The sequence below is a fragment of the Pelagicoccus sp. SDUM812003 genome, from assembly GCF_031127815.1.
GTDB lineage: Bacteria > Verrucomicrobiota > Verrucomicrobiia > Opitutales > Opitutaceae > Pelagicoccus.
This window is the reverse complement of the sequence record NZ_JARXHY010000005.1, coordinates 313,320-330,616: the sequence shown is the minus strand read 5'-3', so window position 1 is coordinate 330,616 and position 17,297 is coordinate 313,320. Positions and strand designations below refer to the sequence as shown.

Here is a 17,297-nt window from a genome sequence, read left to right as displayed (position 1 = left end):
TAAATGGATTTAGGCGTAGGTCTTCAAGAACCTTGCTCGGCCTCGAAGGGGTTGATGTGAAATGATTGGCATAGATAGTCTCTATGGGAACGGGAGCCGCATCAGAAGCCGCGGTTTTCGCGAAAGGACTCTGGAGAGTGGCCGATGCGGCGGGTGAAGAGTTCCCTGAAGAAGGAAACGTCGTTGTAGCCAAGATTGATGGCGATTTCCTCGATGGAAAGGGACGATTGCTGGATTTGCCGTTTCGATTCCTCCATGCGGCGTCGGATCAGGTACTGGATCGGAGGTTCGTTCATCATGTTTCTGAACGCTCGGGCGAACGAGGAAGGCGAGAGCTCCGCTTCCTGAGCGAGTTCCTTGATGGTCCATTTTCGAGCGAGGTCGTTCTCGATCGCCCGAAGCGCTTCGTAGGCTCGAGCGTCGAAGTGACCGGAGTGCCGCGACGCTTCCTCGACCAGCAACCGAATCAGCATGTTGAGGGCGTCTTCGGTGAGTGGATCATCGCATGGTCTGTTGGTCGAGCGGCCTGCGATGATTTCCGCCAGGGTTTCCAAGCTGCGCGTATTGCGAATGAAAAGACTGTCCGCAGGCTCCTCGGAGAGGTCTGGAGGCCGCTGGGTTTCGTGTTCGTCGAGCAGGTCGAAACGGGCGATGAAGAGAAAGAGCGGATAGCTTGGGTTTTGCTGGGCTTCGACGTGAGCTCCGGGGCGAATGAAGAAGCAAACGCCTTGGCGGAGAGGATGCGTTCCTTGGTCGATGTGGATCTCTCCGCGACCGCCGAGGATGAGGAGCAATGCGTGGTCAGGCAACGGGTCCACCTGCCAGCTCCAGATCGGCTCGCAATGGTAGAGGGTGGGAGTCGCGTTCAGGACCAGTCGACCTTTGCCCAATACCCGGTTTAAGAAACGATTCGCCATTTCGCCCCAGATTAGGGCAATGGTCCGGCGCGTCTATGCTGAATCGTCGCCGCAGGCGGTTCGCGACGCGTTTTGACTACTCCTTAGAGGGATCGAAGATGTATTGCTCGTAGGCAGTATCCACTTTGTCGATAAGCGGATTCTCGATACGGAAGATCTTTCGGTCCTTCAGGTTCACGAAGTTGATGCTTTCCAGATTGTGCTGTTTCCAGAGCTCGATGAAGGATCCGTCCTCGTAGGCTCTTTTCAGACCGGTTTCGACGCGCCTGATGGCGTCGGTGTTCTTTTTGTTGGTCAGAAAGAATCGAGGGAGCGGGTAGTAGAGGGCCACCGATTCGTCGTATGCCAGTCCGGGGACGTTTTGGTGAGCGTTCCATTCGTCCAGCAGCTCGCTCGTCCCTCTCATGAAAAGATCGCCTCGTCCGCGAGCGACCATTTGAAACATGCCTTCGTAGGAGGAGCCCTCGATCACCGTGAAGCCCTGCGGGCGTAGGATTTCCGTATCGAGCCAGCCAATACCTTGCAGGATTGAAAACCCCTTCAGTTGGTCGAGGCTTTCGACGCTTGCGAGCTTCTCTTTGACGGCTTCCGATGTGAAAGCGACTCGGTAGCCGACCATCCCGCGATCGAGGGGAAAGGGAACGAAGCCGTACGCGCTCACGATCTCGTTCGAGATGCTCGATTTGATGAAGAAATTCGGGTAGCTGTCTTCTTCCACGGCGCTGAGCGAGCGCTTTTCGTTGAGGCGCTCGTCCGTGGTCACGAGGCTGTAGGGGCCGAAGTCGCTCACGGTCTTTTCCAGAGCGAGCTCCAGCGCCTTGCGCTCGTATTCCCGGCGATTGTCATTGTCGCTCTCGTCCGATCTCACGGTGAAGACCGTTTGCGCGTTTGCTAGGAGAGTGAAAAAGCCAAGGGCAGCGGCGATAGCGAAACGTTTCATGATAGGGGATTCGGGGTTGGGTTCGAGGGCGAAACTGTTGCCTCTTCGTTCGCCAAGATTCGCCTGAACATTAGCCAACGCCCTGCCCGAAGGCTAACCTGATCGAGCGATTTACAGGCCTTTGACCGGCTCGGCTCGCCCCGCGATCACGGATGTCCGGACATGAAAAAGCCCGATGCCTAAATGGCATCGGGCTTTGAAATCGATCTGCCAGTGAACGGCTAGAGAAGGGTGCCCGCGTAGATCGCGTTTTCGCCGAGCTGCTCCTCGATGCGGAGGAGTTGGTTGTACTTGGCGATACGGTCCGAGCGGCTGAGGGAGCCGGTCTTGATCTGGCCGGAGTTGGTCGCCACTGCGAGGTCTGCGATGGTCGCGTCTTCCGTTTCACCGGAACGGTGGGACGTGACGGAGGTGTAACCTGCGCGGTGAGCCATCTCGATGGCGTCGAGCGTCTCGGTGAGGGAGCCGATTTGGTTGACCTTCACCAGGATGGAGTTGCCGGCGCCGAGCTTGATGCCCTTGGAGAGGTAGTCGACGTTGGTGACGAACAGGTCGTCGCCAACGAGCTGGACCTTGTCGCCGATGAGCTTGGTAACAGCTACCCAGCCGTCCCAGTCGTTTTCATCCATACCGTCTTCGATAGAGTCGATCGGGTACTTGTCGCAGAGTTCCTTGAGGAAAGCCGCCTGCTCGTCGGAGCTGCGCTTGGCAGCGCCTTCGCCTTCGAAGAGAGTGTAGTCGTACACGCCGTTCTTGCAGAATTCGGAGGAAGCGCAGTCGAGAGCGATAGAAACCTCGCCGCCGTCTTCCTTGCGTCCTGGCTTGTAGCCAGCGTCCTTGATGGCCTGGATGATGGAATCCAGAGCGTCTTCAGTGCCGTCGAGAGTCGGGGCGAAACCGCCTTCGTCGCCAACCGCGGTGGAGAGTCCGCGCTTCTTGAAGATGGCCTTCAGAGCGTGGAAGACTTCAGCTCCCATGCGGAGGGCTTCCTTGAAGGAAGGAGCGCCGATGGGGCGGATCATGAACTCCTGGAACGCGATCGGGGCGTCGGAGTGAGAGCCGCCATTGATGATGTTCATCATCGGAACGGGCAGCACCTTGGCGTTCGGGCCGCCGATGTACTGGTAAAGTTCGAGGCCGGAAGCTTGAGCGGCTGCCTTGGCCGTGGCGAGCGAAACGCCGAGGATGGCGTTCGCGCCGAGCTTGCTCTTGGTCTTGGTGCCGTCCAGCTCGAGCATGGTCTTGTCGATCTTGACCTGGTCGCAGGCGTCGAGACCTTCGAGCTCCGGCAGGATGAGCTTGTGGATGTTGTCAACTGCCTTGCTCACGCCCTTGCCGAGATAGCGAGCCTTGTCGCCATCGCGAAGCTCGAGGGCTTCGTGCTCTCCGGTGCTGGCGCCGGAAGGGACCGCGGCGCGACCGATGATGCCGGAAGCGAGTACTACGTCGACTTCGACTGTTGGGTTGCCGCGAGAGTCGAGGATTTCGCGCGCGTTGATGTCAATGATATCAGTCGTCATTTTCTTTCTTGTTTAAAACATTCGTTCGTCGAGGGGGCCTCGTCGAAGAAGGGGAACTTATGACTTACGATTCCGGAAAAGCAAGCGTTGGAAGTCCAACAAAGCTGCGCGCATCCGACTTTCCGCTGATTGGAGTTTGTCTGAAGCTCCTTGCTAGGGTTTTCTAGGCCCATGAATGCCGGAGTAATTAGCGGAACGAGTATCAACCATTCGAAAGTCTTCTCGGAGTGGGACGAAGCCGAGGTCGAAACCGAGTATGGCGAGGTGGTTGTGAAGCAGCGTGAAGGACTGGTGGCGCTGAATCGTCATGGATTCAAGCGGGCCATGCCGCCGCATCGCATCAATCACCGGGCCAACGTGGCCGCTTTGCAGTCCCTAGGCGTGAAAAGCGTCATCACCCTGAGCTCCGTCGGTTCGGTGGATCCCAGCTTGAAGCCAGGCGCCATGGTATCCTGCTCCGACTACATCAGCTTTTCCCCCCAGACTTTCGTCGACGATCGCATGAGCGCCTTCGCCCCGGTGATTACCAATCCTCATCTGGTTGGCATTTCCGCGGCGAGCCAGGAGCCGATTCTCACCGACAAGGTTTATTTGCAGACGCGCGGGCCGCGCTTCGAGACGCGAGCAGAAGTGAGGGCGATCCGCATGCTGGGCGCCGATGTGGTCGGCATGACCTTTGCGAACGAAGCGGATCTGCTGCTGGAACGCGGTATGGAGGTGACTTCCTTTTGCATGGTGGACAACTTCGCCCACGGCGTGAGCGAGCAGGAGTTGTCCCTGGATGCCTTTCAAGCCTTGGTGGCGAGCAATCAGGCCAGGATCGACGATTTCCTTCGCCTGCTGGTAGACTATTTGCTGACCAGAGCTTAGAATGGGCGCGTGAAATCACATAGCTGCAAGAAGAGAAGGCGGCTCCTTTTTGCTCGGGTGGGGAAACGGGAATTCGTAGGAATGGGAGTAAATATTAGCGCTCCGCTGTCGATACTCCAAAGCGCCTAATGGCAGGTTAACCCTTTATTTCCTAGGATGTTATGATGAGCGAATTTCTTCCGGCAAACGCATTGAGCGACGCGCAAAAGACCCTCTCACGGCTTCGCGAGGTCATGCGCAGCCGTATCAAAGGCAAAGAAGACGTTATCGATCAGGCGCTTATATGCTTGGCTGCCGGTGGCCACGTCTTGATCGAGGATTTGCCGGGAGTGGGCAAGACAACCTTGGCCTATTGCTTAGCCAAGGCCATGGGCACCGATTTCAAACGAATCCAGTTCACCAGCGACTTGCTGCCGACCGACGTCACGGGAGTCTCCATTTACGACGAGCGTGACCGCAGTTTCCATTTCAAGCCGGGACCCATCTTTTCCAACGTGGTGCTGGCGGATGAAATCAATCGCGCCACGCCCAAGACCCAGTCGTGCCTTCTGGAAGTGATGGACCATGGAAAGGTGAGCATCGATGGCGAAACCTACGAGGTGGGCACGCCGTTCATGGTGATCGCCACTCAAAACCCGGTGGACTACGAAGGCACGTTCCCCTTGCCGGAGAGCCAGATGGACCGCTTTTTGATGCGTCTCCAAATGGGCTATCCCTCGCCGGAAAGCGAGTTGGAGATCTTGGCCAGCGGCCACCCGAGCTACGACGAATTCGAGGTGCCGGACGTGATCGAGGAAGAGGAGATCATCGCGGTGCAACGGACCGTTTCCAAGGTGTTTGTAGAACAGAGCGTGCTGGAGTACATGCTCAAGCTCATCACCGCCACGCGCACGGAAAGCGAGTTCAAGGCTGGGGTGAGCGTTCGTGGCAGCATCGCTCTGAAAACGGCCTCTCAGGCTCGCGCCCTCTATCACGGTCGCGATTTCGTGATGCCGGACGACGTTTTCGCAGTGGCTCCCGCAGTCATGGTGCACCGACTCAACCTGCGCCGCTCCTCGTCGGATGCCATGGAGGAACGCCGCATGGTGGAGGGTATCTTAAGCCGTCTACTGGCGGCGGTGGAGCAACCGAAATAGTCCTAGCCCATGGCGGTTCAGGTTGCAGAGGAGCGTTTCGACTGGCACGGACCGGCGGTCTCTCGTCGCCGACGCTCGCTGGCGAGGACCTTGTACGAGCAGGTGGTGCCTCCCAAGGGGCACAAAGTGGTTCCCACCGCGTCCGGCATGCTGCTGATCTTCATCGGGCTGACTATCGGGCTCGCCGCCTACAATACGGTGAACAACATTCTCTTCGCCGCCCTGGCTTTGCTCATTTCGGCCCTCATTTTGAGCGGCGTCATTTGCTGGGGAAACCTTCTGAGCGCCCGCTGGCGACTTGAAACCAGCACGACTTTTCGCGTGGGCGAGGAGGGCGTTGCGTCGATCGTAGTGGAAAACGCGCGACAGCGCTTTCCCTTGTTTTGCGTTTCATTTGGTCTGGCGAGCGAGGCGACGGAGAAGAACAAGCGTCTGTATTTGAAGGAGCGTTTGAATCCTGGCGATAGCCAGACGCTATCTTGGCGCTTCAAGCCGGAGAAGCGTGTTCGAACCCGCATAAGAATCGAAAACGTGGTCTCGAGCTTCCCTTTTGGCTTCCTCTCCAAGTATCTCCCAGGGGAATGCGAAAAGGAAATCATCGTTTGGCCGCGTCGGATCAACTACTCGCGAACCCGGGACGCGAGCGTGCCGGGAGCCCTTCAGGGGAGGAGCTCGCAAAAGCGAGGCGCTTCCGGCGAGCTGATCGGCTTGCGACTCTACGAAAAAGGCGACGCCCTTCGGTCGATTCATTGGAAGGTATCCGCGAAGCAAGGACGACTCATCGTGAAGCAGAACGCGGCCGAGACGCAGGCGATGTTCGATATCCTAGTGGATCCTGCTGACTACCTTTGGGGGAACGAGCAAGTCTTCGAAAAGATGTGCTCGCTTGCGGCGACGCTGGCGGAGGATCTGTTTCTGGAGAGCAAGCTCAATCACTGTCAGATCGCAGGCGGGCCAAGCATCCGCATACAGCGCGTGAGCGATCTGGAGTCCTTTTTCGATGCGTTGGCGGACTTGGCACCGTTCGGCTCGAAAGAGAAGCCTAGATTCGCGGCTAGAGAGCCCAACCGGATCGTCTTCAAACCTATACAGAAGGAAGGCGTTGGAGCCTATCTCAATGAAATCCAAATCGCCCAGGCATAGTATCGAGGATTTGGTGACGCTGAAATGGATGCTAGGCGCCTTGATGGGCCTGGTATGCATCACTACGCTGTTCAATATCAATGGATACAATCGTATCCCCGCGATCGTTTCTACCACGGTGATCATCTTCGCTTTGTTTCGTCCGGCATTGATCGCGAAAGTGCCTCAGGTCGTCTGGAAGGGATACGCGATCGCCATCATTCCCCTGGTGATGGTGAATGTCATTTCGAAGGACACCATCCCCGCCTTGCTGGACCTGAATACCTGGCTGATCCTGTTTCGTTGCCTCAACCACAACAAACGTCGGGAAGAGATGCAGCTGGCGCTGCTTTGCCTGTTTTTGATCATAATGACCGGCGTCCTCACGGCGACGCTTGTATTTGGAATACAACTACTCGCATTCGCCGCTTTGGCCGTAGCTTACCTGGTGGTGAACACCGCTTTGGAAATGAAGGCGGAGGGCGACTACGAATTGCTAGAGAGGATTCGCAGCGAGAATCGCCTCAACGCTGGCAAAGCTCTGCGCTCGACCCTCGAGGGAAGTTTCATTTTGCAGGCGATCATCATGTTCGCTTCGATGAGCTTCCTCGCCGCGATCGTTTTCCTCGCCATCCCTCGCATCGACATGGAGGACAAGGTAAACCTGTTCAACATGCAGTCGAAGCAGACGCTTTCCGGCTTCACGGATCGGGTCGAACTGGGAGAGGTGACGGATATCAAGAACGACAACAGCATAGCTCTGCGTGTCGATGTGCCGGAGAATGCTGAGGTGCCGGTGGAGCCGTACTGGCGCATGCTGGCTTTGGATAAGTACGAGAACGGGGCCTTCAGTCTGTCGCCAGACTTGGTGGAGCTGCAGAACAGTCCGCTGGCATCGCCGTATCATTCGGTTCGATACTGGCCGGATCGCCGTTTTGCCCAGGCTCCCAGCAACATCGATCGTGACAAATGGACTTTTTTCCTGGAGCCCGAGGTGAGTCGCTACCTTCCGGTGATTGGGACTTTCGAGCACATGACGGTCGACAGCCTGAGCGATTTGACCGTGGGGCCGCACATGCATTCCTTCGCGTTCAAGGACATCAACACCAAGATGGTTTCCTATCAGATCGAAGGCGTCGATCTTTCTGGCACGGTTCCGGATGTGCCCGCGAATTCCTATCCGCGCTTTTTGTCCAAGCTGCTGTCGCAGGAGAATCGTCGAGGATACGGAAACTATCCGCAAACGCTGCTCGCCATGCCGGAAGAGGAAGGGGCTCGCTCGGTGTTCGAAGGCATCGCCAAGGAAGTCGCGGACGGCCGTGCGCTTTCGCCTCTGGAATTCGCCCGTGAGGCGTCGATCTATTTGTGGGACAAGCATCGCTATTCCATGACGGTATCTCTGCCCAAGCAGTCGGGAGGAATCAGCGATCCGGTAGCCCGCTGGGCGCAATCGGACTTGCCTGGCCACTGCGAGTTTTTTGCCGCATCGTTTGTATTGACGGCCCGAGCCGCGGGCTATCCCGCTCGTGTTGTCACCGGGTTCAAAGGTGGGACCTGGAACCCGTATGAAAACTATTTCATGGTACGAAACGCCGATGCTCACGCCTGGGCGGAGATATTTGATGGTCAGGGAAAATGGATACGCGTCGACCCGACTCCAGGTTCGTACATGCCTGCTTTGGAGTCGGCTACCCAACCCGTCAGCCAGCAGTATGGCGAGGCGAATAGCTCTGCGTTTCTGGACAGCTTGAGGCTGCTTTGGTATCGCCGCATCGTGAATTACGACGAAGCGACGCAGCGCGAAGCCGCGGTGCAGCTCAAGGATTTCTTTCTTGCTTACATGCAGGTCGCGGAGAACTGGGCAGTGAAGGTGGGCGAGTACCTGTACTTGTGGGCGACCGCTCCTTGGAGCGTTTGGCGCATCCTCTACATGTGTTTCCTCGCTAGCCTACTTGTAGCCGCGTTTGTGATACAAAGAAACATGGCTCTCAATCTTCGCGAGCTCGTGCTGGCTCCTTTCCGCCGTGGCGACCCGATCAGGCGCAAGGCGGGAAAGCTGCTTTCGCGAATCGAGCTTGCTGGCGCCCAAAGCGATTTCGCCCGAAAGGTTATTTACGATCTGCAGCGCTTGAGGTTTGGAGCCAAGGAGATGTGGCCGAATCCGCGTCTCGTCTTCAAGGCTGCGCGCCGACTTCGCTAGCTGCAGGCTCCGGCGTCAGGAGGTGCGGGTTCTTGTCGACGTAGGCTTTCAGCATGGCCCGTGCGATTGGGGCAGCGTGCACGCCGCCAAAGAAGTCGCGGTTCAGGTCCTGCCCTTCGATGATCACCGCTAGGGCGACTTGCGGGTTCTCCACCGGAGCGAAGCCCACGATCCAGGCCAGCTCGATCTTGCCGCCTTCTTTGGCGACTTCGGCGGTACCGGTCTTGGCGGCAGTAGAAAGTCCCTCGACCTGGATGCGCTGGCTGCTTCCTTGCTCGGCCGAGCCGATCATGCCGTCGAGTATGATCCGATACTGCTCGTCGGTGAGGCCTAGTGGCTTGGGAGGCGGGCGGTTGTTTGCTTCTTGCGGCGTGAGTTTCAGGATGCTGGGGCGCGTCACTACTTCGCGTCGCGCGATACTGGATACGAACACCGCCATTTGCAGCGGAGTGACGCGGGTGTAGCCCTGGCCGATGGCCAGGTTGGTGGCGTCGCCTGGATACCAAGATTGGTTGAAGCGCCGCTTCTTCCACTCCTTGGTGGGAATAATCATGCTTTGAGTCTCGTGTGGAAGGTCGATGCCGGTGGGATCGCCCAGTCCCATGTAGATCGCCTCGCGGCTGATGATATCGACCCCTGTCTCTAGACCTGTGAGGTAGAAATAGACGTTGCAGCTGTCGCGAATGGCTTCCCAAAGAATGTGTTCCTGATGTCCGGTGCGTTTCCAGCAGTACTGCTTGGCCCCGGTGGGAAACTGGTAGTAGCCGGGGCAGAAGTGTTCGGTTTCGCCGGTTATGGTGTTGGCCTTGAGAGCCGCGATCGAGGTGACCAGCTTGAAAGGGGAGCCAGGTGGATAAAGCCCTTGAAGCGCTCGGTTTTGCAAGCCGCTGTTTTCCTTCATCTTCTCGTAGATCTCGGTGCTGATGAAAGGCATTGTATCGTTTAGGTCGTAGTCCGGCTTGCTCACCATGGCCAGGACCTCGAGCGTGTGCACGTCGAGCATCACTGCGGCTCCGACGTTTTCCTTCCACGTTCCACTGGCGCGGTCGGGGTACTTAAACGCTTCTTCGGCGGCTCGTTGAATATCGATATCGAGGGAAAGCTGGATGTCCGAGCCCTTGGTGGGGTAGGTCTTTTGGATGCTCTCGACCTGAAATCCTAGTGGATCGACGACCCAAATCTCCAGCCCCATTTCTCCCTGCAGAGTTTCGTCATACTGCAGTTCCACGCCTGAGCGTCCGAAGGTGCCTTTCTCGGAAAAGGTGGTCAACTCCTCGCCGGGCATGCCTTCGTCGGCGGTCAGCACGGTGGAGGACACGTAGCCGAGGGTATGCGAAGCGGTCGATTCGTAGGGGTAATGGCGCTGGTTGGAGACGTAGACCTGCACGGGCGATTCGATGGGGAGAGACTCCAGAAGGATGGCGAACTCCTCGCGCGTGAGGTCCGAAATGATGGGGAAGGGCAGCAGCGGATTGTAGTTCAGGTGGGCGGAGACCTTCTCCACATTGACCTCCTCCTCCCGCGCCAGCATTCGATTGACGTCGTCCAGGTAGGTTTGGATGACGTTTGCTCGGGCTTTCTTCTGCAGGAAATCGGTTTTGAACTTCTCTTTTCGCTCTCGGTAGTCGCGAACCAGAGTCCGATACTCGCGGCGAAAGGCGGACCGCACGCCGGCATCGGAGAGGTAGACCACGGCGGAAAACTTCGGTTTGTTGCCCACGAGCAGCTTTCCTTCGCGATCGTATATGTTTCCGCGTGGGGCCGGAGTGATGATTCTACGATGATTCTGGACCTTCACTTGCTCGGAATACTCAGCGGTCTCGATGAGCTGCCGATACCCCACGCCGGCTAGCAAGGTGCTGATCATCAGGGCGAGAAGACCATAGAACAGCAGCAGCCGTCCTTGGTATTTCATCTTTTCTTCGGAGTTCATCGAGCCGCTCTTTGCTCTTCTGCAAGGTTGATTCCGAAGATGGCGAGGGTGCCGGTCTGAACCTGGAAGAAGAGCCTGTTCAGTATGGCTATGACCAAGGCGCTTGCGAAAATGTTCAAGGCGAATGGGCCGAAATGAAGGCCCTCCAGACTGAGGTATCTGGCGGTTCCCACGGTATAGGCGCCGAACACGACCAGGTTGAGGGCGAGAGAGGTGATCAGAGCGGACGCGTTGACCTCGCGCCGTACGCGCGATCGAGCGACGTGCGTTATGGTGAAGAGGCTGATGGTGAGGATGAAAACGAAGCCGAAGGGCAGGGGCATCTTGCTGTCGAGGTAGAATGCGATCGGCACCAGCGAAAGAAAGCCATGCTGGAAATTGAGTTCGAAGGCGCTGAAGGAGATGAGCATGCCGAGCGCGATCAACTGAATGCCCACCGGCGCCAGGTAGTAGTTGAGCTGAGAGAGGAAGAAGAGGGTTATGTAGTGCACAACCGTCACGATCAGCCAGCGATGATTGGAAAACGATATCATTGCTCGGGCGGGATCTGTATCATCACCGCGACTTCGGTGAGCGAAGTGAGGCGGGGATCGAGCTGCACGTCGCCGTCGTAGAACATGCCGCCTGCTCCTGGTCGGAGTCGCCGGATCTCCCCGACGCGCAACCCGGCGGGGTAGACGCCGCCCATGCCGGAGGTGATGAGTTTTGGTAGATTGCTTGTATCCTCGATCTGGATATCCACTGGGACGTACTGCGCGATTCCGATCGGTTGAGCGAAGCTCTGGGCTCCTCCGCCGCGGTAGCTGAGGGGGCGATTGTCACCCTCGATCACAACCGCGAGGCGCAAATGGGGATTGCTGATCAGATCGACCACCGAAGTGTAGGCGTGCACCTCGCGCACTCGGCCCACGACGCCGCCAATGAAAACGACCGGGGCTCCTACCGGTATGCCGTAGTCTCGTCCCTTTCGAATGGTGATGCGCTGCCACCAAGCGTTGAAATCGCGCTCCACTACGCGGGCTATTTCGTATTGGAAATCTGGGCGCGAGGGAAGTTGCAGCAGGTTTTCCAGCCGTTTGATTTCGTTCTCCAGACTGGAGTTCTCCAACGCGGCGAGTTCGTAGGCCGCGTTGAGTCGAGCTAGGCTTTGTCCGGCCTCGTAGAGCTCGTTCTTGGATTTCGTTCGCGCGGCCCAGAAATCCTGCAGGTCGCGTATGTAGGAACTGGTTACGGCCACTGGCGCCTGAAACTCGTAGAAGCCAGCCTTGAGGAAGGCTTTTACGAATACAGGAAGTACCAGCCAGACGGTGAGGGCGACGCCAAGTACGATAAGTGGTTTGAACTGGCTGAGTCGCTTCTTGTACAAGGTGCAGGCCTAGTCGTTACGGGTGTAGCGCACGATTGGATACCTTAGTCCTTGGCATTGCTCGTGACGTAAGGAAGCAGGTCGTTCAGTTCCGCCAGCACCGCTCCGGTGCCATTGGCGACAGCGGACAGCGGATCGTCGGCGATGGTGACCGGCAGTCCGGTGCGTTCGCATAGCAGGCGATCGATGTTGCGCAGCAGAGCTCCACCTCCCGCTAGCACGAATCCGCGGTCAACCAAGTCAGCCGATAGCTCTGGAGGGCAGCGCTCGAGAGCGTTGCGAACCGCCTCCACGATGGCGCTCACGGTGTCGTGCAAGGCTTCGCGAATCTCTTGCGAGGAGATCATGATGGTCTTGGGCAAGCCGGCTACGCTGTCTCGACCTTTCACCTCCAGAGTCATTTCTTCGTCCAATACAGCGGCCGATCCGATGCGCAGCTTGATTTCTTCTCCGGTGCGTTCGCCGATGAGAAGGTTGTAGGCGCGTTTCATGTAGTTGATGATGGCGGCATCGAGCTCGTCGCCCCCGACGCGAATGCTCTTTGCGTAGACTACGCCGGCCAGGGAAATGATGGCCACTTCAGTGGTGCCTCCTCCGATGTCCACGATCATGTTGGCGGCCGGCTCTTCGACGGGCAGTCCCACGCCGATCGCCGCTGCCATGGGCTCTTCGAGAAGCATGACTTCACGAGCTCCGGCGTGAGTGGCGGATTCCTTCACGGCTCGCTTTTCCACTTCGGTGATTCCTGAGGGGATGGCGATGACTACGCGGGGCGGGATGATCTTGGCGGTCTGCACTTTCTTGATGAAGTAGCGCAGCATGGCTTCGGTGATATCGAAGTCCGCGATGACCCCGTCCTTCATGGGGCGGATGGCGGTGATGTTGCCTGGCGTGCGCCCGAGCATCTTCTTCGCTTCGTCACCAACGGCCAGCACGCGACGGGTGGCGCTGTGGATGGCGACCACGCTCGGCTCCCGCAGAACGATGCCTTTGTCTTTGGAGTAGACCAAGGTGTTAGCCGTTCCTAAGTCGATGCCGATGTCGTTGGAGAAGAGACCGAGAAGTTTGCGCCACATGGATAGCTAAGATGCTCAATAAAAGGACGTTTCGAAGCAAGCGTTTAAACGGCCCGCTAAGCAAATGCAAATTTGAATGCGTGGGGGGATTTTCGGTGTTTCCAGGGCGGAGAGGCCTTGGGATCTTTCGTAAAGCAGATTCGTGTTCGCGAAGAGGTGTTTCTCGTAAAGATGTAGGGGAACTCGGACTACAAAAAAAGCCGGCCTTCGAAATGAAAGGTCGGCTTGCTGGCTCGTTTCTTCGTCCAAGGCTACTTGTTTTCGACTTGGCTGGCGTTTTCCTTCTTGGGTTGAGCGGGCGGGGTGCTCGGCTTGGAGTTATCCTCGTCGATCGCGCTGCGCACCTCGTCTTCGAGGTTGCTGGTGGCCTTCTTGAACTCCTTGATGGATTTGCCGACGCCACGGGCGAGCTCGGGAAGCTTCTTTGCTCCGAAAAGCAGAATGAAGATCACGATGACGATCGTGATTTCCGGCCATCCCATGTTCATGATAGCGAGCACTGCGTTTGATGTATGCATCTGATGTCCTTTGAATAGCGGCGAGCAACGAGTGTAAAGACTATTAGCGGAGTCGCTCGCCGCCCTCTGTTGAGATTATTTTTTCGCTTCGCCTCCCTCTTCGGAACCGGAGAGGAAGGTGTTGGGACCGTCGAACTGCTCGTTTTCGAAAAAGCCGTGCAGCTGGCGAATACGGGTAGGGTGGCGCATCTTGCGCAGGGCCTTGGCCTCGATCTGGCGAATGCGCTCACGGGTGACCTTGAACTGTTTGCCCACTTCCTCGAGGGTGCGGCTGTATCCGTCGACCAATCCGAAACGGAGGGAAAGCACGCGGCGTTCGCGCTCCGTGAGGGAGTCCAGAACGTCGATGATCTTTTCGCGAAGAAGGCTGAAGGCGGTTTGGTCGTATGGGTTTTCCGCCGACTTGTCTTCGATGAAATCCCCGAAATTGGTATCGTCGCCGTCGCCGACCGGGCTTTGCAGCGAGATCGGCTGCTGGGCCATCTTCATGATGGTCTGCACGCGCTCCACCGGCAGGGCCATCTCTTCCGCAACTTCTTCTGGCGTAGGCTCATGGCCGTACTCCTGCAGCAGCTGCTTCTGTACCTGCATCACCTTGTTCAGGGTCTCGATCATGTGGACCGGGATGCGGATGGTGCGGGCCTGATCCGCGATGGAGCGGGTGATGGCCTGGCGGATCCACCACGTGGCGTAGGTGGAGAACTTGTAGCCCCGGCGGTACTCGAATTTTTCCACCGCTTTCATCAGGCCCATGTTTCCTTCCTGAATCAGGTCGAGGAAGGAAAGGCCTCTATTGGTGTATTTCTTGGCGATGGAAATGACCAGGCGCAGGTTCGCTTCCACCATTTCGGTCTTGGCTTTGTGCGCCGACTTGAGGTGCCTGCGGACGTCTGCGATGAGCTTGAGCAGCTTGTCTGGCTCCAGGCGGTAGCGGGTATGCAGCTCTTCGAGCTGGTCTTGCAGCGGCTCCACCTTGATCAGGGCGTCGCGCTGCGTCTTGGGCTTTTTGGCCCGGTCCAGCTTGCGGAAGATGGAGTTGATCAAAGTGAGGTCCTTGCTCACTTCGTCGTCGATGTGCTCTTCGAAGACTTTCAGCTTGAAGAAGAATTTTGGGAAGTAGGCCCGCAAGGTGTTCTCTTGCTTGCGGAAGCGTGAGCGCAGCTTCTTTTTCTCCTCCGCGTCGTCGGTGGCTTCGAGCTCCTCCCAGGTGGCCATCATGCGGCTGTAGGTCTTTTTGCTCTTCTCGATGAGAACGGGCAGTTCCTGGAAGTAGGCTTCGCGGTTTTCGATCTTCTTGTCGATGACGATGCGGTCGAATCGCTCTTCGCGATTGAGCAGCTTCTCCGCCAGATCGATGGTGAATTCGGCCATGAGGGCCACGGAGAATAGCTCCTCCTGAGCCTTCTGCTCGGCATTTTCGATGCGCTTGGAGATCTCGACCTCCTGTTCGCGGGTCAGCAGGGGCACTTGGCCCATCTGCTTGAGGTACATGCGGACCGGATCGTCCAAGATGTCGTGCTGACTGCTCTTGGTCTGCTCTTCCTCCGCCTCTTCTTGCTTGGCCTTGAAATTGTCGACTTCCTCGGGATCGAGAATGTCGATTTCCAGATTCTGCAGAATCGAGATTACGTTATCGATTTCGTCTTGGCTGTCGACCCCCTCTGGAAGCGCCTCATTGATGTCGCTGTGCGTGAGGTAGCCTTGCTCCTTCGACTGGCGGATCAGGTAACGGATACGCTCGTTCACCTGATGCTTGCTTAAGCTAGGCTTTTTCTCTTCGTCGCTTTTCTTCTTGCGTGGCATGTTGCTGAGTCTGGTGCTGTCTTATGAAAGCAGATTACCAACCTGGGGCGGCTTGTGCCTCAGTTGGTTGAGCGCTGATAGTTCTCCGAGTAGGGAAAATACGGCAGCGTCATTGGTTGCCTGTTTTCTTCCGATTTCAAGTTTTAATTCTTTGGTCTTCCGTTCTACGAATTTGGCCACCAGTCGCTTGAGCGCTTCGTTGGCAAATCGTTCGGGGTTTTCATGAGCCTTGGCGCCGAAGTAGATATCGGACGCGAGCGCCTTAAGTTCGGCTTTTTCCAGCTGATCGTTAAGGGATTCGGGCCCATTCCACATGTCGTGAAGGAATTCGTTCAAGGTGAAGTTGAGCAATTCCCCTTCGGGCAGGCTGGTATCGATCCACTCCGGATTCACCACCTGCGCGATCTGGCTTCCGATTTCCCCTTCCAGCAAGCAAAGCGCGAACAAATCGCGTTCGACGGATAAGACAGCTCTTTTTCGTTTTGGTTCGGGATTTGGTTTCACCTCCGGCGCCGCTTGTGGCGACGAGCGGGCGAGCGGGGCGCTTCGGGGAGCTCCCTGTCCTTGCTGGTAGCGGCGAAAGTCCGAGAGGATCGCGTACGGATCTAGGTCGAGTTCGGCAGCGGCCTGTTTGATGAATTCCACCTTGGCGGATTCGGAGTCGGCCTTGTCGATGATGGCGAACAGCTCGCGGGCGGCCTTGGCTTTGCCTTGCGGCGTGAGCTGGGTGGAGGACGGGGCGATGGCGGCGCAGGCGTACGGGATGGGCTGCATTTTTCGCTCCAGCAGCAGATCGAGAGCCTCTCGGCCGCCTTCGCGGAAAATGTCGTCGGGATCCTCCTTGTCGGTGAGGGGGATGAAGATCGCTTCAACGCCCTGGCTCAGGGCGAGCGGAAGCATGCGCAAGGCGGCCTTTTGGCCGGCCGAATCGCCGTCGAGCAGCACGATGAGCTGGGTCTCGTAGCGCTTGAGCAGTCGTAGCTGGGACTCGGTGATGCCGGTGCCTTGCGGTGCGACGGCGGTGGTGAGCCCTACGCTCCAGCAGCGAATGGCGTCCAGCTGCCCCTCCACCATGACGAAGGGCTTGTCCGGGCCGACTTCCAGCCGAGCTCGGTCGAGGTTGAAGAGCAGGTGGCTCTTGGAGAAGATGGGCGTCTCAGGCGAGTTGATGTACTTCGCTTCGCGGCTGGGATCGTCCTGAGGAGTGATTTCCAGCTGGCGGGCGGTGAAGGCGGTGACGCGGCCTTGGTGATCGCGGATGGGGATCATCAGGCGGCCGCGGAAGCGATAGCCCATGTAGCGCGGGTCCACGCCGCGCTTGGTGTAGAAGAGTCCGCAAGCCTCAATGGCTTCCTTGGAGAAGCGTTTCTTGGCCACCAGCTCGCCCAGCTTGATGCCATTGGTGGGAGCGAAGCCGATGCGGAACTCTTCCGCTACTTCGAGGGAAAACTTTCTTCCGTCCACCCAATAGTCGCGAATCCACTCCCCAGCTTTGTCGGTAGCCAGAAATTGCTCGCGGTAGAAGTCGGTGGCCAGCTCGTGCAGCTCGAAAAGCTCCTGCCGCAGACTGCGGTCCTCCTGGGGGCGTCCGTTGTCCTCGTACTCCAGCTCGATGTTGAAGCGCTTGGCCAGCTCCTCCACCGCTTCGGTGAAGGTCAGTCGCTCGGTCTCCATCACGAAGGTGATGACGTCGCCTGCGTTGCCGGAACTGAAACATTTGTAGAGGCCTTTGTCTGGGGAGATGTAAAACGACGGCGTCTTTTCGTTGGTGAAGGGACTGAGTCCCTTGTACTCCGAGCCAGCCTTCTTCAGGGTGACTTCGCGCGAAACGACATCGTAAATGTTGATGCGCTCCTTCAGATCGCGAATGCTGCTGTGCTTGATGGCTGGCATATG

At 57.6% G+C, this 17,297-nt stretch carries 14 protein-coding genes; 4 read left to right on the top strand and 10 right to left on the bottom strand.

What is annotated here, in order from left to right; genetic code table 11:
* Nucleotides 1–101: 101 nt before the first annotated feature.
* From QEH54_RS09775 to eno, 3 genes are all read right to left on the bottom strand, one after another.
* Nucleotides 102–917 carry an AraC family transcriptional regulator gene (locus tag QEH54_RS09775; protein ID WP_309018483.1) on the bottom strand — a complete coding sequence of 272 codons (816 nt, stop codon included), beginning with the start codon at nucleotides 915–917 and terminating at the stop codon, nucleotides 102–104.
* Nucleotides 918–993: 76 nt separating this feature from the next.
* Nucleotides 994–1,857 (bottom strand): hypothetical protein, encoded by an 864-nt coding sequence (locus QEH54_RS09770; protein ID WP_309018482.1) that lies wholly within the window; start codon nucleotides 1,855–1,857, stop codon nucleotides 994–996.
* A 221-nt stretch (nucleotides 1,858–2,078) separates the two neighbouring features.
* Entirely contained in the window at nucleotides 2,079–3,377 is a 1,299-nt protein-coding gene (gene eno, locus QEH54_RS09765) for a phosphopyruvate hydratase (RefSeq protein WP_309018481.1), read from the bottom strand.
* Nucleotides 3,378–3,548: 171 nt separating this feature from the next.
* Here eno and QEH54_RS09760 point away from each other — a divergent pair, with 171 nt between their 5' ends.
* The 4 genes from QEH54_RS09760 to QEH54_RS09745 all read left to right on the top strand — a co-directional run bounded on the left by QEH54_RS09760 (nucleotide 3,549) and on the right by QEH54_RS09745 (nucleotide 8,705).
* The gene (locus QEH54_RS09760; RefSeq protein WP_309018480.1) at nucleotides 3,549–4,247 is read left to right on the top strand and encodes an MTAP family purine nucleoside phosphorylase; all 699 of its coding nucleotides are present in this window, start codon (nucleotides 3,549–3,551) and stop codon (nucleotides 4,245–4,247) included.
* Between the two features lie 161 nt (nucleotides 4,248–4,408).
* A complete protein-coding gene (locus QEH54_RS09755) occupies nucleotides 4,409–5,383 on the top strand; it encodes a MoxR family ATPase (RefSeq protein ID WP_309018479.1) in 975 nt (324 codons plus the stop codon).
* 9 nt (nucleotides 5,384–5,392) lie between these two features.
* Entirely contained in the window at nucleotides 5,393–6,526 is a 1,134-nt protein-coding gene (locus QEH54_RS09750) for a DUF58 domain-containing protein (RefSeq protein ID WP_309018478.1), read from the top strand.
* Entirely contained in the window at nucleotides 6,501–8,705 is a 2,205-nt protein-coding gene (locus QEH54_RS09745; RefSeq protein WP_309018477.1) for a transglutaminaseTgpA domain-containing protein, read from the top strand. Before QEH54_RS09750 ends, QEH54_RS09745 begins: the two co-directional genes overlap by 26 nt.
* On the opposite strand, the gene QEH54_RS09740 is transcribed toward QEH54_RS09745, so the two are convergent.
* The 7 genes from QEH54_RS09740 to dnaG all read right to left on the bottom strand — a co-directional run bounded on the left by QEH54_RS09740 (nucleotide 8,680) and on the right by dnaG (nucleotide 17,294).
* Nucleotides 8,680–10,638, bottom strand: a complete 1,959-nt coding sequence (locus QEH54_RS09740; protein WP_309018476.1) for a penicillin-binding transpeptidase domain-containing protein — start codon at nucleotides 10,636–10,638, stop codon at nucleotides 8,680–8,682. The genes QEH54_RS09745 and QEH54_RS09740 overlap by 26 nt on opposite strands.
* Nucleotides 10,635–11,171 (bottom strand): hypothetical protein, encoded by a 537-nt coding sequence (locus QEH54_RS09735; protein ID WP_309018475.1) that lies wholly within the window; start codon nucleotides 11,169–11,171, stop codon nucleotides 10,635–10,637. Before QEH54_RS09735 ends, QEH54_RS09740 begins: the two co-directional genes overlap by 4 nt.
* Nucleotides 11,168–12,004: a rod shape-determining protein MreC gene (mreC, locus tag QEH54_RS09730; protein WP_309018474.1), complete on the bottom strand. Its 837-nt coding sequence runs from the start codon at nucleotides 12,002–12,004 to the stop codon at nucleotides 11,168–11,170. Before mreC ends, QEH54_RS09735 begins: the two co-directional genes overlap by 4 nt.
* 44 nt (nucleotides 12,005–12,048) lie before the next feature.
* Nucleotides 12,049–13,080: a rod shape-determining protein gene (locus QEH54_RS09725; RefSeq protein WP_309018473.1), complete on the bottom strand. Its 1,032-nt coding sequence runs from the start codon at nucleotides 13,078–13,080 to the stop codon at nucleotides 12,049–12,051.
* A gap of 251 nt (nucleotides 13,081–13,331) precedes the next feature.
* The gene (locus tag QEH54_RS09720) at nucleotides 13,332–13,598 is read right to left on the bottom strand and encodes a twin-arginine translocase TatA/TatE family subunit (protein WP_309018472.1); all 267 of its coding nucleotides are present in this window, start codon (nucleotides 13,596–13,598) and stop codon (nucleotides 13,332–13,334) included.
* 75 nt (nucleotides 13,599–13,673) lie between these two features.
* Nucleotides 13,674–15,401, bottom strand: a complete 1,728-nt coding sequence (gene rpoD, locus QEH54_RS09715) for an RNA polymerase sigma factor RpoD (protein WP_309018471.1) — start codon at nucleotides 15,399–15,401, stop codon at nucleotides 13,674–13,676.
* Nucleotides 15,402–15,422: 21 nt separating this feature from the next.
* Nucleotides 15,423–17,294 (bottom strand): DNA primase, encoded by a 1,872-nt coding sequence (gene dnaG / locus QEH54_RS09710; protein WP_309018470.1) that lies wholly within the window; start codon nucleotides 17,292–17,294, stop codon nucleotides 15,423–15,425.
* Nucleotides 17,295–17,297 lie beyond the last annotated feature (3 nt).